Consider the following 24936-nt stretch of genomic DNA (forward strand, 5'->3'; position numbering starts at 1 on the left):
AAATGCGTTAGCAGAGCGAGTAAACGGCATATTGAAGCAGGAGTTTTTAACACATAAACCAGCAACGCTAGAGGAGGCGCGACAGATGGTGACAGAAGCGGTAGCCATATAATCAACGACGGCCGCATTTGGCCTTAAAATACAAAACGCCCGATGAGGTTCATCAGGCGTTTTAGGTGGAAATAAGTGTCAACTTATTTCAGGACTAGACAATGAGTTAAATTACTTTTTCTTTGCCTTTGGGTTTGGCAAATCAGTAATAGAACCTTCGTACATTTCAGCCGCTAAGCCCACTGATTCGTGCAGTGTTGGGTGAGCGTGAATGGTTAATGCTAAATCTTCAGCATCGCAACCCATTTCAATCGCTAAACCGATTTCGCCTAACAGCTCGCCGCCGTTAACACCCACAATAGCACCACCGATCACGCGGTGGGTATCTTTATCGAAAATCAGCTTAGTCATGCCCTCAGAGCAATCAGATGCAATAGCACGGCCGCTAGCAGCCCATGGGAAAGTTGCGGTTTCGTAAGCAATACCTTGCTCTTTCGCTTCTTTCTCTGTTAAACCAACCCAGGCCACTTCAGGGTCAGTGTAGGCAATTGATGGGATAACTTTTGGATCGAAGTAGTGCTTCATACCCGCGATAACTTCTGCCGCTACGTGGCCTTCGTGCACGCCTTTGTGAGCCAACATAGGTTGACCAACGATATCACCGATTGCGTAGATGTGCGGTACGTTAGTACGTAATTGCTTGTCTACGTTGATGAAACCACGCTCATCAATCTTAACACCGGCTTTATCGGCGTCGATCAGCTTGCCATTCGGTGTACGGCCGATTGCCACTAATACGGCATCGTAACGTACAGCTTCTGTTGGCGCGCTCTTACCTTCCATAGAAACATAAATACCGTCTTCACGGGCTTCTACCGCTGTGACTTTAGTTTCAAGGATTAGGTTGAATTTCTTCTTGATTTGCTTAGTGAATACGCGAACCACGTCTTTGTCAGCCGCAGGGATCACTTGGTCAAACATTTCAACCACGTCGATTTCACTGCCTAAAGAAGCGTACACAGTACCCATTTCTAGGCCGATAATACCGCCGCCCATCACTAACAACTTGCCAGGAACTTCTTTCAGTTCTAATGCGTCGGTCGAATCCCAAATACGTGGGTCTTCGTGCGGAATGAATGGCAGTTTAATTGGGCGAGAACCGGCAGCAATGATCGCTTGATCGAACGTCACTTTAGTCACAGTGCCGTCTTCAGCAGTGACTTCCAACGTGTTAGGGCCAGTGAATTTACCGAAACCGTTAACCACATTAACTTTACGCATCTTGGACATACCAGCCAAGCCGCCAGTCAATTGGCTGATCACTTTTTCTTTAAAGCTGCGTAACTTATCTAAATCGATTGTTGGCTCACCGAAAACGATACCATGAGCGGCAACGGCTTTGGCTTCTTCGATAACTTTAGCAACGTGCAGTAAGGCTTTAGATGGGATACAACCCACGTTAAGACACACGCCACCTAAAGTGCTAAAACGTTCAACTATGATGGTTTCCAGACCTAAGTCAGCAGCACGGAAAGCCGCAGAATAACCTGCAGGACCTGCACCTAATACCACTACCTGAGTTTTGATTTCGTTACTCATGTTTTCCTCTAATTCTCATTCAATCCGTTGGAGGAGCTATCCTGCCAACCGAAAATGCACCAGCGCGTAAGGTGGGCGCATTTTAACCTGTGTTTGATACTGATCACAATAAACAAAAGGCTGCTCAAGATGAGCAGCCTTATATGTTTACAGAACCAGAGTACGAATATCGGACAGAATTCCTGACAGCGTCACACTAAAGCGTGCAGCCATAGCACCATCGATCACCCGATGATCGTAGGATAGCGACAGTGGCAACATCAATTTAGGTTCGAACTCTTTACCATTCCACTTAGGCTTAATTTCAGATTTAGACACACCTAAAATCGCCACGTCAGGGTAGTTTACAATAGGCGTAAACGCCGTACCGCCAATACCACCTAAACTTGAAATGGTGAAACAGCTACCCTGCATCTCAGCAGATTTCAGCTTGCCATCACGGGCACGGATAGAAATATCGGCAAGCTCGCGGGATAACTCGATAATGCCTTTCTTATCCACGTCACGCACGACTGGCACAACCAAACCGTTTGGCGTATCAACCGCCACACCGATATGGAAATACTTCTTCTGGATCAGTGATTCGCCGTCAGAGCTTAAGCTTGAGTTGAATACTGGGAACTGTTGTAAGGTTTTAGCCACCGCTTTCATCATAAAGACTAAAGGCGTGATCTTGTAATCGGCTTTTTTCTTCGCCGCTGCATCGTTTTGCTGTTTACGGAACTCTTCCATCTCAGTGATATCAGCTTCATCGAACTGAGTCACATGTGGGATAGTGACCCAGTTGCGGTGTAAGTTAGGGCCAGAAATCTTCTGGATACGGCTCAATGGAATTTCTTCCACTTCACCAAACTTACTGAAATCAACTTTAGGTGCCGCAATCACTTGCAGACCGCCGCCATTGCCAGCACCGACTGAAGTTGCCGCGGTAGCCTTAGGACGCGACAGTTCGTATTTCACATACGCCTGTACGTCTTCCTTCATAATGCGACCTTTACGGCCAGAACCTGTCACTTGGGTCAAGTCGACACCAAACTCACGGGCTAAACGACGTACCGCAGGGGATGCATGTACCGCACCGGTAGACACAGGCGAGCCTGCACTTGGGTGATGTGGTACAGGTGGACGGCTTGCAGCAGGAGCAGCAACAGGAGCTGGTGTTGCACTCGCTTGAGTCTCAACTGGCGCAGCCGCTTGAGCCGCTGGCGCCGCACCAACTGCCACAGTTTCAATCGTCGCGATAACGCTACCTTGAGAAACCTTGTCACCCACGTTAACGGTCAAAGACAGCAGTTTACCGGCAAATGGCGCAGGCACTTCCATGGTGGCTTTGTCCGTTTCAAGGGTGATTAAACCTTGATCGGCAGTGATTTCATCACCGACGGACACCAGCACTTCAATGACATCGACATTGCTTGCATCGCCAATATCTGGCACTTGAATTTCTTTTACCGTAACCACACTTGCAGCGGGTGTTGCAGAAGCCGGAGCCACTGGCGCTACCGTAGCGGCAGGAGCCGCTTGGGCCGCAACGGTTGGCACACTTGCTGCCACAGCAGGAGCAGCGCCACCGACTTCAAGCATGATGACTAAAGAGCCTTCCGACACTTTATCGCCAACCGCGACTTTAACGTCTTTAACCACACCCGCAAACGGTGAGGGTACGTCCATCGTCGCTTTGTCGGTTTCTAGGGTAATTAAACCGCTATCAACCTCAATCTTATCGCCAACAGCAACCAGCACTTCGATAACAGAGACATCAGTGTCGCCACCGATATCTGGCACAGCCACTTCAACGACTTTTGTCTCAACAGCTTGAGTCGATGTCGCTGCTGGTGCCGCTGGAGCAGGAGCCGCTTGAACCGGTGCAGCTGCTGGCGCTGCTTGAGCAGGTGCCGCAACTGGAGCAGGATCGGCAGCTGCCGCGCCCGCTGCTTGCATCATAGCAATCAAAGTACCTTCAGAAACTTTATCACCCACAGCCACTTTTAACTCGGCTAACACACCAGCGAAAGGCGCAGGAATATCCATAGTTGCCTTGTCGCTTTCGACGGTAATAATCGATTCATCGGCCGCGAGGGTATCACCCACAGCGGCACAAATTTCGATCACTTGCACTTCGTCGCCGCCGATATCAGGAACAAAAACTTCTTTTAATTCAGCCATTTTTATTGCCTCTTACGCGTACTGTGGATTGATCTTGTCAGCGTCGATACCATATTCTTTAATGGCGTTTGCTAACACATCGACAGGCAGCTCTTTACGATCAACCAGTGATTTCAGTGCTGCAATCACGATGAACTTAGCATCCACTTCAAAGTGGTGACGCAGGTTTTCGCGACTGTCAGAACGACCGAAACCGTCAGTACCTAACACTTTGTAATCCGTTGGCATGTAAGCACGTAACTGCTCGCTGTAAATCTTCATATAGTCAGTCGCGGCAATCGCAGGCGCATCGCTTGCAATCACTTGGCTGATATAGGCTTGTTTTGGCGTTTGCGTTGGGTGCAACATGTTCCAGCGCTCGGCAGCTTGACCATCGCGAGTCAACTCGTTAAAGCTAGTCACGCTAAATACGTCGGCAGTGATGCCGAAGTCTTTCGCTAACGCTTGCGCCGCTTTACGGGCTTGCTCAAGAATAGTGCCACAGCTCAATAACTGAACCTTGCCTTTACCTGAACCGGAAACGGTTTCCAGCTTGTAAATCCCCTTAACGATACCTTTTTCGGCACCTTCAGGCATTTCTGGCTGAACATAGTTTTCGTTCATTGTGGTCAAGTAGTAGAAGATATCTTCTTGATTTTCGCCGTACATACGACGAATACCATCTTGAACCACTACGGCAATTTCATAACCATAGGTTGGGTCGTAAGAAATACAGTTAGGGACAGTGTTCGCCAATACGTGGCTGTGACCATCTTGATGCTGTAAACCTTCGCCGTTTAGCGTTGTACGACCTGAAGTACCACCGACTAAGAAGCCGCGAGCGCGCATATCACCCGCTGCCCAAGCCATGTCGCCAATACGTTGGAAACCGAACATTGAGTAGTAGATGTAGAACGGGATCATAGGTGTATCGTTGACTGAGTAGCTAGTCGCTGCCGATACCCATGAAGACATAGCGCCGAGTTCGTTAATCCCTTCTTGCAATACTTGACCAGTTTTATCTTCGCGGTAGTAAGCCACTTGGTCAGAATCCTGCGGAATATACTTTTGGCCTTCGTGGGCATAAATACCCACTTGACGGAACAGACCTTCCATACCGAAAGTACGGGCTTCGTCAGGAATAATTGGCACAATATTTTTGCCAATTTTCTTGTCTTTTAGCAGCGCTGTCAGCACGCGAACGAATGCCATAGTCGATGAAATTTCACGGCCGTTTGAGCCCTGTAAAATCGAATCGAAAATCTTCAGTGACGGGATCTCTAACTCTTCGGTGAACTTTTGACGACGTTGTGGCACGCTACCATGCAGCGCTTCACGACGGCTCATCATGTACTTCACTTCTTCCGAATCTGGACCTGGGTGATAGAAAGGCAAGTCTTCTAATTGGTCATCTGGGATCGGAATATTGAAACGATCGCGGAAGTAACGGATAGACTCAATGCCCATTTTCTTCACGTTGTGAGCGATGTTTTTACCTTCACCCGCATCACCTAAGCCGTAACCTTTTACAGTCTTAGCTAAAATCACCGTTGGGCGACCTTTGGTTTTTTGTGCGTGATCTAAGGCTGCGTACACTTTCACTGGATCATGACCGCCACGGTTTAAGCGCCAAATGTCATCATCTGACATGTTCGCTACCATTTCGGCCGTTTCAGGATACTTACCAAAGAAGTGTTCGCGTGTATAAGCGCCACCTTTGGCTTTACAGTTTTGGTATTCACCGTCAACGGTTTCTTCCATTAACTGCAGTAACTTACCGCTAGTGTCACGGGCCAATAATGGATCCCAGTAACGACCCCAAATCACTTTAACGACTTCCCAGCCTGCGCCGCGGAATTCGCCTTCAAGTTCTTGGATAATCTTACCGTTACCGCGTACTGGGCCGTCTAAACGCTGTAAGTTACAGTTAACGATAAAGACTAAGTTATCTAATTCTTCACGGGCCGCTAAACCAATCGCACCTAAAGCTTCTGGCTCATCACACTCACCGTCACCTAAGAAACAGTAAACCGTTTGTGCTGAACAATCTTTAAGACCACGGTCAGTCAGATATTTCAGGAAACGTGCCTGATAAATCGCTTGAATTGGACCTAAGCCCATAGAAACCGTTGGGAACTGCCAGTAATCCGGCATCAGTTTTGGATGCGGGTATGACGACAGACCCTTGCCATCCACTTCTTGACGGAAGTTAGCCAGTTGATCTTCGCTTAAGCGACCTTCTAGGAAAGAACGCGCATAAATACCAGGGGCGATATGGCCTTGGAAATACACTAAATCGCCACCGTCTTTTTCATTCGGTGCGCGGAAGAAGTGGTTAAAACAGACGTCATAAATGGTTGCGCTTGAGGCAAAACTCGAGATATGGCCGCCTAATTCTAAATCTTTCTTAGAACCACGCAGTACCATAGCTAAAGCGTTCCAGCGGATGATGGCGCGAATGCGACGTTCCATCTCTTGGTTGCCAGGCATATGCGGTTCTTGACCCGCTGGGATAGTGTTCAGATAAGCGGTTGTCGCATTGTAAGGCAAGTGAGTGCCGTTACGACGGGCTTTATCGATCAGCTTTTCTAATAAAAAATGCGCGCGTTCTGGGCCTTCTTGTTCCAATACGGCTTGCAGGGCATCAACCCATTCCTGAGTTTCTAAGGGATCTACGTCTTGTAGCATATCTTCAGACATGACACTGTCCTTCTCTATATACATGATAATGAATGGTGTTTGCGGCATATTCCGATTTAGCTAACTGCCAAATCTCAGGAACTTAAGCGCCACTTTTTAAGCGGCGCAAGCTTCGCTGCAACCGGCTATCTTCTTCCCGCACAGATAACATCACCTCTTCGATGTAACTTAAGTGTTCATTCGAGGCTTCTCTGGCGGCGTCGGGATCGCGGCGAACGATAGCAGCGAGCAAAGCCCGTCTATGATCGTTTGCCATGGTAGAAGCTTCTTCGCGGCGGCTTAAAAGCTCCAGATTTTGCGCCACATTTTTATGCAGCACAGGGGTTAAACTGAGTACGAGATGTAACATAGCCACGTTATGTGACGCTTCGGCAACGGCGCGGTAAAACCGCACAATGGCAGCGGCTTTTTCTTCGACAATAGCGGAGGATTCCACTTCGAGGATCATACGTTTGATATTTTGCATATCGGCGTCGGTTCCACGCAGCGCCGCAAAATAGGCCATCATGCCTTCAGTCGCATGACGGAATTCCAACAAATCGTACTGACTCTCAGGATCAGAATTCATCAGCTCAACGATAGGATCGGCAAGAGTCTGCCAGAGTTGTTCTTTCACATACGTACCGCCACCTTGGCGGCGCATTAACAACCCCTTTGCCTCAAGCTTTTGAATCGCTTCGCGCAAAGAAGGTCGAGACACTTCAAACTGGATTGCCAGTTCGCGTTCTGGCGGTAATTTCTGACCGGGCTTTAAACTGCCCTCTAGGATCATTTGCTCTAATTGAGCCATGATCACATCTGAAATTTTTGGCTGATTAATTTTACTATAGGCCATTTGGCACTCAGCTCCATTGTAAATTGGTCTTACCAATTTTTTGAGTGAGCGCACTTTATCAAATCAGACTTTTGATGTCCAGATTGAAAATCAACCTGAAAAGGTGATCTAGCTCAAAAGTGGTGATCTTATTCAAAAACACCCACGAGGTGAGAGCATAGCCTAAAAAAATGCATATGGGGTCAGACCATTAAACCACAGGACGGACTTCGTAAAAAAAAGAGCGGACTTCGTCCTTCTAGGCGCAGCAAAAAGCGCAGTGGATAGATTCTAGGCTCTAGAAGGAGTACTTAAGCCGTCATCCTCGCGAACGCGGGGATCCAGCTTTGTGTACTTACGCTCTAGATTCTAGAAGGAGCGTAGCGACGCCCTAGCAGCGAAGCGTCCTAGATTCTCGATTCTAGCAGCGAAGCGTCCTTCTTAGCTTCCAGCACAACGTGCTACTTTTAACTCACCAATCCAAAAATCGTCAGCAATGAAACTATTGCAACCATAAGTGTAAAGTTGCGTTTACTCAAGACTAATAAAGCAAGGGTAGATTGTACACAAATAGGTGCATCTGAAACCTCGGGTGAAGGTTGTGCAGCCAATGCCGTTTCAGTAATCACCTTTCTAGCGCTGGTATTAAAGCTTAAGGCACTATGGCGCCACGCCCTAAAACCCTCGCTAAATTGCCCGCTTAACGCATAGCCAAAGGCAAATAGTCGGCTTGGTATCCAATCTAAAACGGCCACGACCTCATCCACTAAAGGTAAATTAAGGGATGTTCGCGCACTTTCTTCGGCATAATAACGTACCGTGCAATACAGCACTGCGCCAACGGGACCAAAGAAAATCAAAAACAGCGCCACAGCCCCATAATAGCGATAGTTAATCCATGCCACACTCTGACCAACCTTAGCGCCTAAATCCTTCTCAGATACGGCATCTAAACATTCACTACAATCGAGTTCAGCAGCAAAGTGATAACAGGCTTGCACGTCCGACCGACAGGCCGCCTGCATATACTTTTTAAAAATTTCACGTTGTTTCAAATGATTAAAGCAAATCACCGCCACAAAAATCCAAAGCGCTAAACTGAGCATTCCCCAAAACATTCCCGCAACTAACCAAGATAAGACATAAACCACCAAGGCTGGCAACACTAAAGCGAGTGCCATCATAGGTGTCGTCAAAGACGTTTTATCACCAAAAAACGTCAACTGATAGGAGTGCAGCAATCGATCGAATTGCCACGACGAGGGAAGAAATTTAAGTCGCTCCACCAAAATGGCGACTAACAGTGAAAATAATGCCATCGGTCGTACTCCTTGTATAAAAAACAGGACGGGCTTCGTAATAAAGCAGGACGGGCTGGCGCCCTGCTAGAGTCTAGGCTCTAGAGTCTAGAAGGAGCGAAGCGACGCCCTAGCAGCGCAGCGTCCTTCTTAGCCCTCAGCGCAGCGCCCTTAAATACCTTTCCCAATCAAAACTTTGTCCGGGATCTGTTTTACGCAATGGTGCTATATCGCAGTGCCCAACTATCTGCTTGGTATTTAATAACGGGTATTCAATAAATAATGCCTGCGTCAACTCAACCAACCTGTGGTATTGCGCCGAGCGATAAGGCTCAGTATCCGTCCCCTCAAGCTCAATACCAATAGAAAAATCATTACAATTTTCCCTTTCGCCATAGCAAGATACACCCGCATGCCATGCCCTGTCGTTACAACTGACATATTGTACACACTCACCATCACGGCGGATCAAAAAATGCGCCGATACTTGTAAGCCAGCTAACTCAGTAAAGCTTTCATCGGCACTGGTATCTAAACACCCTTTAAATAATTGATCAATATAAGGTAAACCAAAACAGCCCGCAGGTAAGCTGATATTGTGGATCACCAATAAACTCACCTCAGCCATAGGGCGTTGATTAAAATGTGGCGATTCACAGCGCCGAGCTGCACTATACCACCCAAACTCAAAGCTCATTATTACTCCTTAATAACGGCAGAACATCGCTACGCGATGGCTAGGAACTAGGACGCTGCAAACAACGCAGCTACTAGAAAAAGCAGAGCGGGCTTCGCCCTGCTAGGCGCTGCAAACAACGCAGCGGATAGATTCTAGAAGGAGCGTAGCGACACCCTAGCAGCGAAGCGCCCTTCGTTATTAAGCCGTCATCCTCGCGAATGCGGGGATCCAGCTTTATGTACTTACGCTCTAGATTCTAGAAGGAGCGTAGCGACGCCCTAGCAGCCTTCTTAGCTTTCAGCGCAGCATCCTAGCACCTAGCTACGCTGCCATGATAATCTTAACGCCATATGCAAGTAGGCAATCTCACCCACATGCAAGAATGCAAAAATGCAAAAGTGCAAGGAATAAGATTATGTTAGAAAACGATATTCGCCACGCCGTTAAAACCGCCCTTAATGAAGACTTAGGCGGAACCGAAATCAACGAGCACACTAAAGGCATTGCCTATGGTGATATCACCGCCTTACTTATCCCCGCCGAAAAATATGCCGAGGCCAGCCTAATTACCCGTGAAGAAGGGGTATTTTGCGGTAAAGCATGGGCAGAGCAAGTGTTTAATCAATTAGGCGGCGAAGTCGCCCTCCACTGGCATGTGGACGATGGCGACTTAGTGCTGCCTAACCAAGTGCTATGCGAACTATCAGGCCCAGCCCGTACCATACTCACGGGCGAGCGCACGGCAATGAACTTTATTCAAACCCTATCAGGGGTTGCCACATTAACTAAACACTATGTCGATAAATTGGCAGGCACCCATACCCGTCTACTTGATACCCGCAAAACCATTCCCGGCCTGCGCACTGCACAAAAATATGCCGTCACCTGCGGCGGTGGCAAAAACCACCGTATTGGCCTATACGATGCGTTTTTAATTAAAGAAAACCACATAATCGCCTCTGGTGGCATACGTCAAGCCGTTGATGCGGCGCGCAATTTACATCCCAACAAACCCGTCGAGGTTGAAGTTGAATCATTAGCCGAACTGGCGCTCGCGCTCGACTCCGGCACAGATATTATCATGTTAGATAATTTCGATATCACTATGATGGTCGAGGCCGTTGAACTCAATAATCAGTATCGCGCTAACGGCAAAGGCGCGAAACTCGAAGTCTCTGGCAATGTGACCTTAGATACCTTAGCCGAATTTGCCAAAACTGGGGTGGACTATATTTCAGTAGGCGCACTGACGAAACATGTGCGCGCATTAGATCTGTCGATGCGGTTGAAAGGCTAAAAGCTAAGAAGGACGCTTCGCTGCTAGAATCTAGGCGCTCACTCCCGTCATTCTCGCTCCTTCCCGTCATTCTCGCTTTTTCTCGTCATTCCCGCGAAGGCGGGAATCCACTGTAATATCTTTAGCCTGTTTAGTGTTGAACAGGCCTTAAAAACCAAAAGCTGGATCCCCGCATTCGCGAGGATGACATCTGTACTAGCTCCCCGCATCCGTGAGGATGATATCTGTACTAGCTTCCCGCATCCGTGAGGATGATATCTGTACTAGCTCCCCGCATCCGTGAGGATGATACCTGTACTAGCTTCCCGCATCCGTGAGGATGATATCTGTACTAGCTCCCCGCATCCGTGAGGATGATATCTGTACTAGCTCCCCGCGTCGATAACTGCTCCTGCTCTCTTTCTAATTAAAGAGTTCTACCTCCTGCATCTGCCTACCAAGGAGGGTGGAAATGTCATATTTTGTATGGAACAAAATTGACCATGCAGTCGTTCGCGAGGATGACGGCTTAAGGGCATAAGAAGAGTGCTGCGCTGCTATGGCGTGACTGCGCTTTTTCTCGTCATTCCCGCGAACGCGGGAATCCACTGTAACGTCTTTAGCCTGCTTAGTTTTAAAAGACCTCAGATACTAAAAGTTGGATCCCCGCATCCGCGAGGATGACAGCTTAGACGCTCTACTTTTTGTGACTATATATTGACAACGTTAATACTTGCGCCATTCAAACTCACTTAGTCAATTTTTTGTTAGAACACAAAACATTCCACTGTCAAGTTCTTAGACAAATTAATCATTTAATTAATACTTTGTACTGAAACTTGTTTCAATTTATTTAACTTTGTACTAACTTTTACTGAGGCGAGATGAGCCAAAATCAACCTGCCTAAGCTGAGGTAGTAAAAGGAATAATCTAAGTTTTTATTGGATCCCTGATTTGAACAAATCTCCCGCCCCAAATAGAGGCAAAAGTATAGAGGTAAAAGTATAAGTAGCAGCAAACGTTTGAACGGATAACGGATAACGGATAACGGATAACGGATAACGGCAGGATAAAACAGTAGGCAACAGGGTAAAACCGTAAACAGCAAGATGATATGGCAGCCAATGATGTGCAGCTAGTTATGTTGCAAGTAGTGATGTTGCAGGTAAAGAGCGGAATTCGGTAATACCAAGGTGGGTCGATAGCATATAAATCGCAAAACCTAAATATTACCAAACCCTTATAAGTCGCAGCACGCCATAGCATCAGCCATAAGCAACTTAATGGTATTTAGTTGTGTTTTCGTTATGTTTGCATAGTGGCAAAAAATCAATTAACTCTTTAATTATCAATGAATACGCTGGAGATAAATATGAAAGGTCTAACATTAAAAACAGGGTTAAATCACCAGGCTAAAGGTTTTACCCTAATCGAACTGATGATTGTGGTCGCGATTATCGGTATTTTGGCGGCAATCGCATTGCCTGCTTATAAAGATTATACAGCAAAAGCCAAGTTTTCTGAGGTTGTGATCGGTACTTCAGCATTAAAGACACAAGTTGAAATATGTGCTCAAGACTTAGGTACTGTCACAGGGTGCACTGCTTCAGCAAAAGGTAACGGATGGGCTATTCCAGCTGATATAAGTGCTGCTAGTGGGAACATTGCTACATTAACCGTTGCTAATGGTTTGATAACTGCTACAGCAATATCTACAGGCGGTCTCGGTGGACAAACTTATACTCTGCAAGCCGCTATTGATACTGCAGGTAAAGTAACTTGGACTAAAGGCGGAACATGTTCTTCTGGTACCCCTGTTTTATGTTAAAAATATCAAGTCATCAGTAACGAAATACTTAGGCTGCTCTAAGTGAGCAGCCCTAGTATTTTTATTTCGATAATGAAATCAACTGTAATAACAAAAGGCTTAGATAATGCCCACCACAGGCTTACATTTAGGTTTATCTACCCTTTTTATCCGTAAAAACCTGCTAAATGAAGAGCAGATGGCAACTGCTATCGCTAAATCCCGCCAAAATAAACAAGGGTTAGTGGCCACCTTAGTACAAAGCAAATTAGTGTCATCCCGCGCCATTGCCGAACTTTGCTATGAGGAATATGGCACCCCCTTACTGGATTTAACTGAATTTGATATCAGTGCCATTCCCGAAGATTTTTTAAATAAAAAACTGATTGAAAAGCACCGCTGTTTGCCGCTATTTAAGCGCGGTAATCGCCTCTATATCGCCACCTCCGACCCCACCAATATTGCCGCCCTCGAAGACTTTCAATTTAGCGCAGGCCTGCATGCCGAAGCGATTTTAGTCGAAGAAGATAAACTCGCTAAAGCCCTTGAAAAAGTCCTTGAAGAGGATATTACCAGCCTCGACTTAGGCGGTATGGATGAAGCGGCACTGGCGGGGATAGAGATTACCGATACCGATAGGCGCTATGAGGAACCCACGGGTGACAGTAGTGACGATGCGCCAATTGTTATTTATATCAATAAAATTTTAACCGATGCGATTCGTAAGGGTGCATCGGACTTACACTTTGAGCCCTATGAAAAGCGCTATCGCATTCGTTTTCGTATAGACGGCATTTTGCATGAGGTATCAGAGCCACCCATTAGCCTTGCGGGCCGTTTATCCGCCCGTTTAAAGGTCATGTCGAAACTCGATATTGCCGAGCGGCGCGTACCACAGGATGGTCGAATTAAGATGAAGCTGTCCCGCACTAAGTCCATCGACTTTCGGGTAAGCACGCTGCCAACCCTGTGGGGCGAGAAAATTGTAATGCGGATCTTGGATTCATCCTCCGCACAATTAGGTATCGAAAAACTCGGCTACGAGCCAGATCAAGAAAAGTTATACCTTGAAATGCTGGCTAAACCCCAGGGGATGATTTTAGTCACAGGGCCTACGGGCTCGGGTAAAACAGTCTCCCTCTACACTGGGTTAAATATCCTTAATACCGCCGAGCGCAATATTTCTACCGCAGAAGATCCGGTGGAAATTAACCTTGAGGGGGTAAACCAAGTTCATATAAACCTAAAGGCGGGACTGACCTTTGCCTCGGCACTGCGTTCTTTTTTACGCCAAGACCCCGATGTGGTGATGGTGGGTGAGATCCGCGATCTTGAAACCGCCGAAATTGCTATTAAAGCCGCACAAACGGGACACTTAGTATTATCGACCCTGCACACTAACTCGGCGGCCGAAACCTTAACCCGCTTAATTAATATGGGCGTTCCGGGATATAACATCGCCAGCTCAATCAACCTTATTATTGCCCAGCGCCTTGCCCGTAGACTGTGCCCCGAATGTAAACAGGCAGAAGTGATCCCCGAGCATGAATTACTGCGCTTAGGCTTTAGCCAAACGCAAATTACCCAAGGTTTTACTACCTTTAAACCTGTGGGATGCGAACACTGCTCCGGTGGCTATAAGGGGCGTGTGGGTATTTATGAAGTGATGAAAATGTCCGATGAAATTGCCCGTACGATTATGGAAGGCGGAAACTCCTTGCAAATTGCCTCCCAAGCCAAGACTCAAGGTATGCGCGATTTACGTCAATCGGGTTTATTAAAAGTGTTACAGGGCGTCACCAGTATTGCCGAAGTTAATCGGGTGACAAGTTTTTAACAGCGCGGCCTCTAAAAACAGGACGGGCTTCGCCCTACAAGCGCTCGAGTTCTAAACTGTCATCCTCGCGAATGCGGAGAGCCTGTACCGATGTCATCCTCGCGAATGCGGAGAGCCTGTACCGATGTCATCCTCGCGAATGCGGAGAGCCTGTACCGATGTCATCCTCACTGATGCGAAGGCCTGTACCGGTGTCATCCTCGCGAATGCGGGGATCCTGTACTGGTGTCATCCTCGCGAATGCGGGGATCCAGTTTTTAGTTTTTAAGGTTTTTCAAAACTAAGCAGGTTAAAGACATTACTATGGATTCCCACCTTCGCGGGAATGACGGCAGTCGAAAGCGGTTTTTTATATAAACTAGGGTTTATTTCGCCATATATACTCATTAGAACCTAAACTTAGAGCCTAAACTTAAAACCTAGGTTCTAGCAGCGAAGCGCCCTAGATTCTAGCAGGAGCGCAGCGATGCCCTAGCATCCTAACAGGGCGAAGTCCGCCCTAACAGCGCAGCGTTCTTATTAGCTTTATTCAACCTAACAGGGATTATTTATGGCTACGGCAACTACAGTAAAAAAGCCTCGCGCCAAGAAGATTGAGCCCAAAAGCCAACCTAAGATTTTTACCTTTGAATGGAAAGGCACCAACCGCGATGGCAGAAAAACAGGCGGAGAGTTAAAGGGCGCAACGGTTGCTGAGGTAAAAAGCCAACTGAAATTACAGGGGGTAACCCCTAAAGTCGTTCGAAAAAAAGCCTCCCCCTTTTTTGCCCATAATCCTGATATTAAACCTATGGATATCGCGATGGTGACTCGCCAGATTGCCACTATGTTGGCCGCTGGCGTGCCACTGGTAACCACAATAGAAATGCTCGGCCGTGGCCATGAAAAACTCAAAATGCGCGATCTGTTAGGAACCATTCTGTCAGAAATTCAATCGGGTATCCCGCTATCAGATGCCCTGCGCCCCCATAGGCGTTATTTTGATGATCTCTATGTAGACTTAGTGGCAGCAGGTGAACACTCAGGTTCGCTCGATGCGGTATTTGATCGCATTGCAACCTACAGGGAAAAAGCGGAGCAATTAAAATCCAAAATCAAGAAAGCCATGTTTTATCCCGCCGCCGTTGTCGTTGTCGCCGTAGCCGTCACAACATTATTACTGCTCTTTGTCGTACCTCAGTTCGAAGATATTTTTAAGGGATTTGGCGCTGAACTCCCCGCCTTTACGCAAATGATCATTGGCATCTCCCGCTGGTTACAAAGCTCTTGGTATCTCTTTGTCATTGCGATTACGGCGGGTATTTGGTTATTTGTACGCGCCCATCGCAATTCACAAGCTGTGCGTGACCGTGTTGATGAGTTTGTACTTAAGATCCCAGTTATTGGTAATATTTTACATAAGGCCGCTATGGCGCGCTTTTCTCGGACCTTAGCAACCACCTTTGCGGCGGGTGTACCACTGATTGATGGTATGGAGTCGGCAGCGGGGGCATCGGGTAATGCCGTATACCGCAAAGCACTGTTAAAAGTACGCCAAGAGGTGATGGCAGGTATGCAGATGAACGTCGCAATGCGTACTACGGGTTTATTCCCCGATATGCTGATCCAAATGGTGATGATTGGTGAAGAATCTGGATCGCTGGATAATATGCTCAATAAGGTCGCGAATATTTATGAAATGCAAGTCGATGACGCTGTGGATGGTTTATCGAGTTTAATTGAACCTATTATGATGGTGGTGATTGGCACGCTTGTGGGTGGTTTAATTGTGGGTATGTATCTACCTATCTTCCAAATGGGAAATGTCGTAGGCTAACGCTTCGCTTTAATAACTTATATCGTAAATAATAAGAATATCGAATGACTGAATTTATCGCTCTTTTAGGCCACTCTTTTGACCAGAATCCTTGGCTTTTTATCACGTTAAGCTTTATTTTTGCCGCCACCATTGGCAGTTTTTTAAACGTGGTTATCCACCGATTTCCTGTAATGATGAAGCGCGAATGGCAGCAGGAATGTAATCAGTATTTACAGGAATACCATGCCGATATCGTTAAGCAAGTCGGTATCGATAGGCTTAATAAACCCATAGATAGCTATCCAGAAAAGTACAATATTGTGGTGCCGGGCTCAGCTTGTCCTAAGTGTAAAACGGCCATCAAACCTTGGCATAATTTGCCAGTGCTCGGTTGGTTAATGCTTAGGGGAAAATGCGCCGCCTGTCATGCACCTATCTCGGCCCGTTATCCGATTATTGAATTAGTGAGCGCTTTTTTGGTAGCAAGCTTAGCTTGGCATTTTGGCCCCAGTTGGCAGTTTGTTTTTGCCACCCTACTCACCTTTGTATTGATTGCGCTAACGGGCATAGATCTCGATGAAATGCTGCTACCGGATCAGCTGACATTACCCCTACTTTGGCTTGGACTGTTACTCAATTTAAACCACACCTTTGCGAGCCCAAGTGATGCCATTATCGGTGCGGCAGCGGGGTATTTAAGCCTATGGTCAATTTTCTGGTTGTTTAAGTTACTCACCGGTAAGGAAGGCATGGGCTATGGCGACTTTAAACTGCTTGCAGTATTTGGCGCTTGGCTTGGCTGGCAAATGTTGCCACTGGTGATTTTACTCTCCTCTTTAGTGGGCGCTGTAGTGGGTATTAGCATGATTATTAGCAAGCGTAATCAAATGGATAACCCTATTCCCTTTGGCCCCTATATTGCCGCCGCAGGCTGGATTGCGCTTATTTGGGGAAACCCCATAATCGATTGGTATTTAGGGACACTATAGCGGCTAGAAAAAGCCGGACGGGCCGCACCCTACGAGAAAATAGAGCGGGCTTCGCCCTGCTAGAGTGCTGCAAACAGCGCAGTTGCCAGAATCTAGACCCTAGATTTTAGATTTTAGATTTTAGATTCTAGATTCTAGATTCTAGATTTTAGATTCTATACGTCCTTCGTTCTTAAGCTGTCATCCTCGCGGTGCGGGGTTCCAGCTTTTAACTAACTTATTTTTATATTTTTAAAAATAAAAGAAATGACTATGGAGCCCCGCCTTCGTGGGAATACAACCATGAGGTGCTACGTGCTGTATGCAGAAGTGATGCGGTTAAGTTCCCTAAGCACAGTATTCCGTGGACGCAACGCGCCTAAGTTATAGAGAGTTTTATGTCTAAATTTGTTGTTGGTCTTACGGGTGGGATTGGCAGTGGTAAAACAACTGTCGCCAATTTATTTGCCGCCGAAGGTATTAGTTTAATCGATGCCGATATCGTTGCCCGGGAAGTGGTCGCTAAAGGTTCAAAGGGACTTAAGGCAATCGTCGAGCATTTTGGTACTGAGATGTTAGCCCCTGAAGGCGACCTCGACCGCGCAAAACTGCGCGAACGCATTTTTAACCAAAGCGCAGAGCGGGAATGGCTAAACCAATTATTGCACCCGATGATCCGCCAAGAAATGCTCGAACAGGTAAAAAATGCCAATTCGCCCTATGTAATTATGGTCGTGCCCTTGCTATTTGAGAACGGGTTAGATAGGTTAGTCAATCGGACTTTAGTGGTGGATATTTCACCAGAATTGCAAATCGCCCGCACAGTAAGTCGGGATCAAGTTGATGCAACTCAAGTGAATAACATCATTAATAGCCAATGTAGTCGGAGTGAAAAACTCGCCAGAGCCGACGACATTATTGATAATCAGGGAGAGATATCAGCCTTAAAACGAGAGGTGCTAGCATTGCACCAACGCTATTTACAATTATCCGGTATCAATAACGCCCATGACTGACTTAGTTTACGAACAGCCATTAAACGAGAAAATTCGCAGCTATTTACGGCTCGAATACCTCGATAAACAGCTGCGCGATAATCTAAATCATGACCATCAGCATAGATGCTTCTATCCGCTGTTTTCGCTGTGTGAATTATCCGAACGCTGTGATTACCGCAATGAAGTATTAAAAGATATTGAGCGCCATCTATTGCAGCTCAGTAAATGGCAAGAACTCGAACAAGCAGACCACCAGCAAATCAACTTTTATATCGATGCCCTTACCCAAGCCCGTGAATTACTTCAAAAACCAGAGCGGTTCGGCAGTCAACTCAAGCAAGATCGATTTTTATCCGCACTGCGACAACGATTTGGTATGCCAGGTGCTTGCTGTAGCTTTGACCTTCCCCAGCTACACTTTTGGTTAGCAAAACCCTGGGAAGAAAGACAACAGGATTACCTTGCTTGGATAGCACACTTTGACCCACTGCTCACCCCTATCACCCTACTACTCCAACTCACCCGCAGCACAGCTCTATTTGATGATGCCATTGCCCACGCTGGTTTTTTCCAAGGTGATAGCAACCAAGCTTTGTCATTAGTACGTGTTAAACTCGATGCTTCACAGGGGTGTTACCCCACCATCAGCGGACATAAAAATCGCTATGCCATTCACTTTGTCCAGTTTGATCAACAACGTCACTCCGATAAACCCATCGAATTCTTACTAGCGACCTGTGTCTGAAGCCTTTAAACTATTGGCACTGTGAGATGTAATACCAATCGTATTAAATAGCCGCATTCGTTATCGCCTCGCGTTTACTTTTCCATAACGTCGTAGGCCGTTTTTCATAGGCTGTCTATACACCCAAGCTCATACATCAGGCTTATACATAAAGAGACGTACATTATGCTATTAACCGTTAAATGCCCCATTTGCAAAACCCCCGTTGAATGGGCGCCACAATCTGAATTCAAGCCCTTTTGCAGTGAGCGTTGTAAGCTGATCGATCTCGGAGATTGGGCATCTGAAAAACATGTTATTCCTGTAAAATCAGAATTCGATCCCGATGCCTTAGACGAGTTCGACTTAGATGAAGATGCCTTCTTTAAGGAATAAGACCAACATTGTGCCACTGACAATCACCCACACTCATTAGTAGAAAATATTATGACAAAGCGTGTTCATGTTGCCGTTGGCATTATCGTTAATCAAGCACAGCAAGTTTTACTCGCTAAACGGCCCGATCATTTGCACCAAGGGGGCAAGTGGGAGTTCCCCGGTGGCAAAGTTGAGACGGGTGAAAGCGTCACCCAAGCTTTAATGCGTGAACTAAAAGAAGAAGTCGCCCTAGAGGTCACCTCCAGCGAACCTTTTATGGCTCTCAGCTACGATTACCCGGACAAACAAGTCCTGCTCGATATCCATACCGTTATCCATTTTACGGGTGAAGCCCAAGGCCTAGAGGGCCAGCAAATTGCTTGGGTTGAAAAACACGATTTGATCAATTATGACTTCCCCGATGCAAATAAGCCCATTTTAGACAAGATCTTAGAAAATGCAGAGCGGACTTCGCCCTGCTAGCAGCGTAGCGCCCTGCTTTACATTAGCGATACGTGATCTGGCTTGCAGCAAATTAACAATTGCCTTTTAGAAAATTGAGATTGATGCTTGAATGCAGACTCACCATTCTTTTTTCTTCGATTTTGAGGGCATATCATGCACAATAATGTTAAAGCATTACTCGCCACTACAGCCTTATTTTTTAGCTGTCAGGTATTAGCCAATGGTGGCTGTGGATTTGAAGAACAACAGCAGGGCTTAATTGCAACCTGTAGTGAGGAGAAACAAGAAGTGATTTTAACTGGTATTGTTGAAGCGCAGCATTTAGTGAAAGATCTCAACGAATTTGCTGAAGGCTATAAAAGCTATCAAGTGGATACAGCGGCAATCGCCCCACTCAAAAACATCACAGAACCGACAGAAATCATCGTGATCATCGGCACTTGGTGTCCCGATTGTCACCGTGAGACACCACGTTTTATCCGCATAATGGAAGAAGTTGCAAATCCCAATATTAAAGTGACTTATATTGGAGTGGACCGAGCAAAGAAAGATCCCGAAGGCTTAGCGGCTAAATATGAGTTTACTCGTATTCCAACTTTTATCATTCAGCAACAAGGCAAGGAAATTGGCCGTATTATTGAACGTCCAACGACTTCACTTGAAAAGGATTTGGCAGAGATATTGAAATAGATCTTAAAAATAGATCTTAGAAATAGACCCTAGAAATAAATCCTAGTAAAAGCAGAGTGGGCTTCGCCCTGCTAGGACGCTGCAAAAAGCGCAGCGTCTAGGTTTCTAGTAGGAGCGTAACGACATGCTAGCAGCGAAGTGCTCTTAGGTACTCAGCCACACACTTAAACCATTATCCTCGCACTTAAACAGTCATCCTCGCGCAGGCGGGGATCCAGCTTTTAGCTCTCTAATATTTTAAAACGAAAAGAAGTTACTAAAGATTCCCGCCTTCGCCGGGAATGAAGGCAGGCGTAAACGATTTTTATATAAACTAGAATTTATTTTGCGATATATACCAATTGGGGTCGAGGCTCTAGCAGCGAAGTGTTCTAGGCTTTGAGTACTAAATGGCTTCTTCAAGGATCCGCTGCGCTAACATCATTAATACACCTTCACGTAATGCGCCACCCGATAGACTCAAATGCTCAATGCCCAATAGCTCAAATAGCGCTAATAGAATCGCAACACCCGCAGCAAAGGTCGGCGCACGTTCGCAGCTTAAACCATGGATCCCCAAGAGCTGCCTATTCTCTTGAACGAGAATTTCAGCCTTTAGCTGATTAAGTACTTCAAGGGTTATGGTTTCAGATTGTTCTCGGTGTAATAGCACTTCAACCACAGATTGCACCGCGCCCGACGCTCCGACGACACAATGCCAACCTAGGTCACGTAGTGTCTTTCTATGCTCAGCCAGTGTGACTAAAACCTGCTGTTTTGCATCATCAAAATCTAACTGTTGAAAAGGCATATTACTGAAAAACTGGCGATTATAGGTCACGCTTCCCATAGGTAAGCTAGTTTTAAACAACACTTGGTGACCATCGCCAATAATAAATTCAGTACTAGCACCGCCAATATCAATCACTAAACGCCGCCCTTGCCCACAGGTGGTGGCAACCATACCTTGGTAGATAAGCTCGGCCTCGCGCATTCCTGAAATAATCTCAATGGAATGCCCAAGTAGAGGCAATGCACGATCATTAAACTCATCGGCATTGTTGATACTGCGAAGGGTGGCGGTGGCTATCACAGCAACATGATCTTGATGGATTTTATGCTGTGTCAGCATCTGTGCAAACATGGCGAGACAATCGAGGCCACGTTGCATCACCTCTGGGTTTAACCTGCCATCCTCACCAATGCCTTCGGCTAATCTTACCTTACGCTTATACTTTGCAATAATATGTGGCTGACCGCCTTGTGTCTTAGCGATCAGCATATTAAAGCTATTAGAGCCTAAGGTAATTGCGGCATAAGCGGGTGTTGGCATTTACGAGTGTCTACGTGTCCGGTCATGGCGAGGTGGACGTCCACCACTACGATGGGCACCTTGCGGGCGACCAGCTCCTGAACGCTCGCGTAGATTACGCGTACCTGCAGGGTGTTTACGAGGGATCTTAACCGGTGCAGGAATATCCTCTAACAATGCCGAACTATCATAATTACTCACTGGAATGGAGTGATTGATGTAGCTTTCGATAGCAGGCAAGTTCAGCGCATATTCTTCACAGGCAAAACTGATGGAAACCCCTTTATTACCCGCGCGACCTGTACGACCAATTCGGTGCACATAGTCTTCACAATCATCAGGTAAGTCATAGTTGTAAACATGGGATACATCGGAAATATGTAAGCCACGCGCGGCAACATCTGTCGCTACCAGAATATCCAATTGGCCGCTAGTAAACTGCTCAAGAATACGAATGCGCTTTTTCTGAGGTACATCGCCCGTTAACAATCCAACGCGATGACCATCCCCTTCGAGCCAAGACCATAAATTTTCGCAGCTATGCTTAGTATTTGAAAACACGATGGCTTTTTCAGGCCAATCTTCTTCAATTAAGGTCAGCAGCAAACGCATTTTATCTTCTTGGGAAGGATAAAAAACTTCTTCTTTAATGTTCTTAGAGGTTTTTTCGTCGGGCGCAATATCCACTTTCACAGGATCATTCATATGATCATAAGCCAGTTCTTGCACCTTCATAGAGAGGGTTGCCGAGAACAGCATATTGAGTCGCTGATTAGCATCTGGCATACGTCTAAACAGGAAGCGGATATCCTTGATAAAGCCCAAATCGAACATGCGATCCGCTTCATCCAATACCACAGCCTGAATTGCACTTAAACCGATAATGCCCTGACGGACATAATCAATTATGCGTCCAGTGGTACCAATCAAGATATCAACACCTTGATCAAGCACTTTACGCTGCACATCGTAGCTTTCACCACCGTAAACAATCCCCACTTTTAAGCGAGTATGTTTAGCTAATAAAATCGCATCTTTAGCGATCTGAATAGCCAGTTCACGGGTGGGAGCCATGATAATGGCACGGGGTTGATTTACCTGACGACCATCTGGTATCGGCGTCGATAATAAATGATTAAATGTAGCAACCAAAAAAGCCATAGTCTTGCCAGTGCCCGTTTGAGCCTGACCAGCGATATCTTTTGATTGAAGTAATACAGGTAATGATAACGCCTGAATCGGCGTACAAAATTCAAAACCGTTTTCTGCAAGAGCCTGTTTTACCTCTGGATGTAGAGGAAGGTCGGCAAATTTTTGGGTAGATAAATGTGTTTCGCTCATAGCGCAAGCATACCATTTGGGGTTGCAATAAGATACTCGATCGTTTGAAATAGCCACATTGTAATAAGGTAACTTGAAAAGCTATTTTTCACCCCCAATATACATGGTAAGCCATTAACAAACCAGCAATGGCAACCAAACTGGAGAACATCATGAGCGATAAAATTATATACCTGAGTGACGATAGCTTCGAAAACGACGTATTAAAGTCTGATTTACCCGTGTTGGTAGACTTCTGGGCTGAGTGGTGTGGTCCTTGTAAAATGATCGCTCCAATCCTAGATGACGTAGCTGAAGAGTACGCAGATCGTATCACTATCGCTAAATTAAACGTTGACCAAAACAATGTTTCTCCGGCGAAATATGGCGTTCGTGGCATTCCAACATTGTTATTATTCAAAAATGGCGAATTAGCCGCGACTAAAGTTGGCGCGCTATCAAAAACGCAATTAAAAGAGTTTATCGACGCACAAATCTAATTTGTAGTCGTCTTGAGTGACCTCCGGCACAAGCTATAAATTAATTGTGCCGGAATTTCCCTAAATTTCTGGACGCACTGCTTTGTTAGTGCTACTTTAATAACCAGATTCTTTCTAACTAAACCACTTCTCGCTCGTCAATCACTATCCTGAATCACAAACTTTACTGATTGATCGCGGTAAGCTTTGTCGCGTAACACAAGACCCCCAAAATGAACTTAACTGAATTAAAAGACACGCCGATTTCTGACCTAGTCTCGCTAGCCGAAAATATGAAACTCGAAAATATGGCCCGCGCTCGCAAGCAGGACATTATTTTCTCAATCCTTAAAGCCCACGCCAAAAGTGGAGAAGACATTTTCGGTGGTGGTGTATTAGAAATACTCCAAGACGGTTTCGGCTTCTTACGCAGCTCAGACGGATCTTATTTGGCTGGTCCAGACGATATTTACGTCTCACCGAGTCAAATTCGCCGCTTCAATATGCGAACGGGTGACACCATTTTTGGTAAGATTCGTCCACCGAAAGAAGGTGAACGATATTTCGCCCTACTGAAAGTCAATGAAGTTAACTTCGATAAACCAGAAAACTCTCGCAATAAAATCCTCTTTGAAAACTTAACTCCACTCCACGCAGAAGAACGTATGCGTATGGAGCGCGGTAATGGCTCAACGGAAGATATCACTGCGCGTATTCTGGATTTATGCTCGCCAATTGGTAAAGGCCAACGAGGTTTGATCGTTGCACCGCCAAAAGCAGGTAAAACTTTGTTACTTCAAGGTATTGCTCAAAGTATTTCCAATAACAACCCAGAAGTGGTGTTAATGGTATTACTGATCGATGAGCGTCCAGAAGAAGTAACCGAGATGCAGCGCCTTGTTAAAGGTGAAGTGATTGCATCAACCTTCGATGAACCAGCCAGCCGCCACGTTCAAGTGGCAGAAATGGTCATTGAAAAAGCGAAACGCTTGGTTGAACACAAAAAAGACGTAGTGATCCTGCTCGACTCTATCACTCGTTTAGCCCGAGCCTATAACACTGTTATCCCTTCATCGGGCAAAGTGTTAACAGGTGGTGTGGATGCAAACGCCCTGCACCGTCCCAAACGTTTCTTCGGTGCAGCACGTAACATCGAACACGGCGGCAGCTTAACCATTATCGCCACAGCCTTGGTTGATACAGGTTCTAAGATGGACGAAGTGATCTACGAAGAATTTAAAGGTACAGGTAACCAAGAGCTACATTTGTCACGTAAAGCGGCAGAAAAGCGTGTGTTCCCAGCGATTGATTTCAACCGCAGCGGTACTCGTCGTGAAGAAAAACTCACGACTCAAGAAGAACTGCAAAAAATGTGGATCCTGCGTAAGATCCTCAATCCTATGGATGAAGTCAGCGCAATGGAATTCTTAATCGATAAATTGGCTATGACCAAGACTAACGAAGAGTTCTTTACTGCAATGAAACGCAGTAAGTCTTAATCTCAGTGAATCTGTCTAGTCCTGAAATAAGTTGACACTTATTTCCACCTAAAACGCCTGATGAACCTCATCGGGCGTTTTGTATTTTAAGGCCAAATGCGGCCGTCGTTGATTATATA

Annotated in this window: 20 protein-coding genes and 1 pseudogene; 13 read left to right on the forward strand and 8 right to left on the reverse strand. The window is 46.1% G+C overall.

Annotated features, from left to right (window positions below; all coding sequences use genetic code 11):
* A pseudogene (locus tag L2744_RS19120) lies at positions 1-176 on the forward strand (integrase core domain-containing protein); the annotation flags it as partial.
* Between the two features lie 46 nt (positions 177-222).
* On the opposite strand, the gene lpdA reads toward L2744_RS19120, so the two are convergent.
* From lpdA to ampD, 6 genes are all read right to left on the reverse strand, one after another.
* Entirely contained in the window at positions 223-1650 is a 1428-nt protein-coding gene (gene lpdA, locus L2744_RS19125; RefSeq protein ID WP_248993392.1) for a dihydrolipoyl dehydrogenase, read from the reverse strand.
* 147 nt (positions 1651-1797) lie between these two features.
* Positions 1798-3816, reverse strand: coding sequence for a dihydrolipoyllysine-residue acetyltransferase (gene aceF / locus L2744_RS19130; protein ID WP_248993393.1), 2019 nt, complete (start codon positions 3814-3816; stop codon positions 1798-1800).
* A 12-nt stretch (positions 3817-3828) separates the two neighbouring features.
* The gene (aceE, locus tag L2744_RS19135) at positions 3829-6495 is read right to left on the reverse strand and encodes a pyruvate dehydrogenase (acetyl-transferring), homodimeric type (protein WP_248993394.1); all 2667 of its coding nucleotides are present in this window, start codon (positions 6493-6495) and stop codon (positions 3829-3831) included.
* An 82-nt stretch (positions 6496-6577) separates the two neighbouring features.
* The gene (gene pdhR / locus L2744_RS19140) at positions 6578-7330 is read right to left on the reverse strand and encodes a pyruvate dehydrogenase complex transcriptional repressor PdhR (protein WP_248993395.1); all 753 of its coding nucleotides are present in this window, start codon (positions 7328-7330) and stop codon (positions 6578-6580) included.
* Between the two features lie 446 nt (positions 7331-7776).
* Positions 7777-8628 carry a beta-lactamase regulator AmpE gene (gene ampE, locus L2744_RS19145; RefSeq protein ID WP_248993396.1) on the reverse strand — a complete coding sequence of 284 codons (852 nt, stop codon included), beginning with the start codon at positions 8626-8628 and terminating at the stop codon, positions 7777-7779.
* 136 nt (positions 8629-8764) lie between these two features.
* A complete protein-coding gene (gene ampD / locus L2744_RS19150) occupies positions 8765-9304 on the reverse strand; it encodes a 1,6-anhydro-N-acetylmuramyl-L-alanine amidase AmpD (protein ID WP_248993397.1) in 540 nt (179 codons plus the stop codon).
* A 397-nt stretch (positions 9305-9701) separates the two neighbouring features.
* Between ampD and nadC the strand changes: the two genes are divergently transcribed.
* The 10 genes from nadC (at position 9702) to L2744_RS19200 (ending at position 20228) form a co-directional block, all read left to right on the forward strand.
* Complete coding sequence (nadC, locus tag L2744_RS19155; RefSeq protein ID WP_248993398.1) at positions 9702-10583, forward strand: carboxylating nicotinate-nucleotide diphosphorylase; 882 nt, start codon at positions 9702-9704, stop codon at positions 10581-10583.
* A gap of 1352 nt (positions 10584-11935) precedes the next feature.
* Positions 11936-12391, forward strand: a complete 456-nt coding sequence (locus L2744_RS19160) for a pilin (RefSeq protein ID WP_248993399.1) — start codon at positions 11936-11938, stop codon at positions 12389-12391.
* A gap of 106 nt (positions 12392-12497) precedes the next feature.
* A complete protein-coding gene (pilB, locus tag L2744_RS19165; protein ID WP_248993400.1) occupies positions 12498-14207 on the forward strand; it encodes a type IV-A pilus assembly ATPase PilB in 1710 nt (569 codons plus the stop codon).
* A 550-nt stretch (positions 14208-14757) separates the two neighbouring features.
* A complete protein-coding gene (locus L2744_RS19170) occupies positions 14758-16023 on the forward strand; it encodes a type II secretion system F family protein (RefSeq protein WP_248993401.1) in 1266 nt (421 codons plus the stop codon).
* A 44-nt stretch (positions 16024-16067) separates the two neighbouring features.
* Positions 16068-16994 carry a prepilin peptidase gene (locus L2744_RS19175; protein WP_248993402.1) on the forward strand — a complete coding sequence of 309 codons (927 nt, stop codon included), beginning with the start codon at positions 16068-16070 and terminating at the stop codon, positions 16992-16994.
* Positions 16995-17371: 377 nt separating this feature from the next.
* The gene (coaE, locus tag L2744_RS19180) at positions 17372-17989 is read left to right on the forward strand and encodes a dephospho-CoA kinase (RefSeq protein WP_248993403.1); all 618 of its coding nucleotides are present in this window, start codon (positions 17372-17374) and stop codon (positions 17987-17989) included.
* Positions 17982-18716: a cell division protein ZapD gene (zapD, locus tag L2744_RS19185; protein WP_248993404.1), complete on the forward strand. Its 735-nt coding sequence runs from the start codon at positions 17982-17984 to the stop codon at positions 18714-18716. The genes coaE and zapD overlap by 8 nt, the downstream gene beginning before the upstream one ends.
* A 165-nt stretch (positions 18717-18881) precedes the next feature.
* The gene (gene yacG, locus L2744_RS19190) at positions 18882-19091 is read left to right on the forward strand and encodes a DNA gyrase inhibitor YacG (RefSeq protein WP_248993405.1); all 210 of its coding nucleotides are present in this window, start codon (positions 18882-18884) and stop codon (positions 19089-19091) included.
* A gap of 51 nt (positions 19092-19142) precedes the next feature.
* Positions 19143-19556, forward strand: coding sequence for an 8-oxo-dGTP diphosphatase MutT (gene mutT / locus L2744_RS19195; RefSeq protein WP_248993406.1), 414 nt, complete (start codon positions 19143-19145; stop codon positions 19554-19556).
* A 135-nt stretch (positions 19557-19691) separates the two neighbouring features.
* On the forward strand, positions 19692-20228 hold the full coding sequence (locus tag L2744_RS19200) for a thioredoxin family protein (protein ID WP_248993407.1): 537 nt from the start codon (positions 19692-19694) through the stop codon (positions 20226-20228).
* 385 nt (positions 20229-20613) lie between these two features.
* Here the strand turns inward: L2744_RS19200 and L2744_RS19205 are convergent, their stop codons facing one another.
* Together L2744_RS19205 and rhlB are read right to left on the reverse strand one after the other, a co-directional pair.
* Positions 20614-21540 carry a Ppx/GppA phosphatase family protein gene (locus L2744_RS19205; RefSeq protein WP_248993408.1) on the reverse strand — a complete coding sequence of 309 codons (927 nt, stop codon included), beginning with the start codon at positions 21538-21540 and terminating at the stop codon, positions 20614-20616.
* Positions 21541-22860 carry an ATP-dependent RNA helicase RhlB gene (gene rhlB, locus L2744_RS19210; RefSeq protein ID WP_248993409.1) on the reverse strand — a complete coding sequence of 440 codons (1320 nt, stop codon included), beginning with the start codon at positions 22858-22860 and terminating at the stop codon, positions 21541-21543.
* A gap of 152 nt (positions 22861-23012) precedes the next feature.
* Between rhlB and trxA the strand changes: the two genes are divergently transcribed.
* Together trxA and rho are read left to right on the forward strand one after the other, a co-directional pair.
* Complete coding sequence (gene trxA, locus L2744_RS19215) at positions 23013-23339, forward strand: thioredoxin TrxA (protein ID WP_248993410.1); 327 nt, start codon at positions 23013-23015, stop codon at positions 23337-23339.
* A gap of 212 nt (positions 23340-23551) precedes the next feature.
* On the forward strand, positions 23552-24817 hold the full coding sequence (gene rho, locus L2744_RS19220) for a transcription termination factor Rho (protein WP_248993411.1): 1266 nt from the start codon (positions 23552-23554) through the stop codon (positions 24815-24817).
* The last annotated feature ends 119 nt before the right edge of the window (positions 24818-24936 follow it).

Source organism: Shewanella profunda, assembly GCF_023283765.1.
GTDB classification, from domain to species: domain Bacteria; phylum Pseudomonadota; class Gammaproteobacteria; order Enterobacterales; family Shewanellaceae; genus Shewanella; species Shewanella profunda.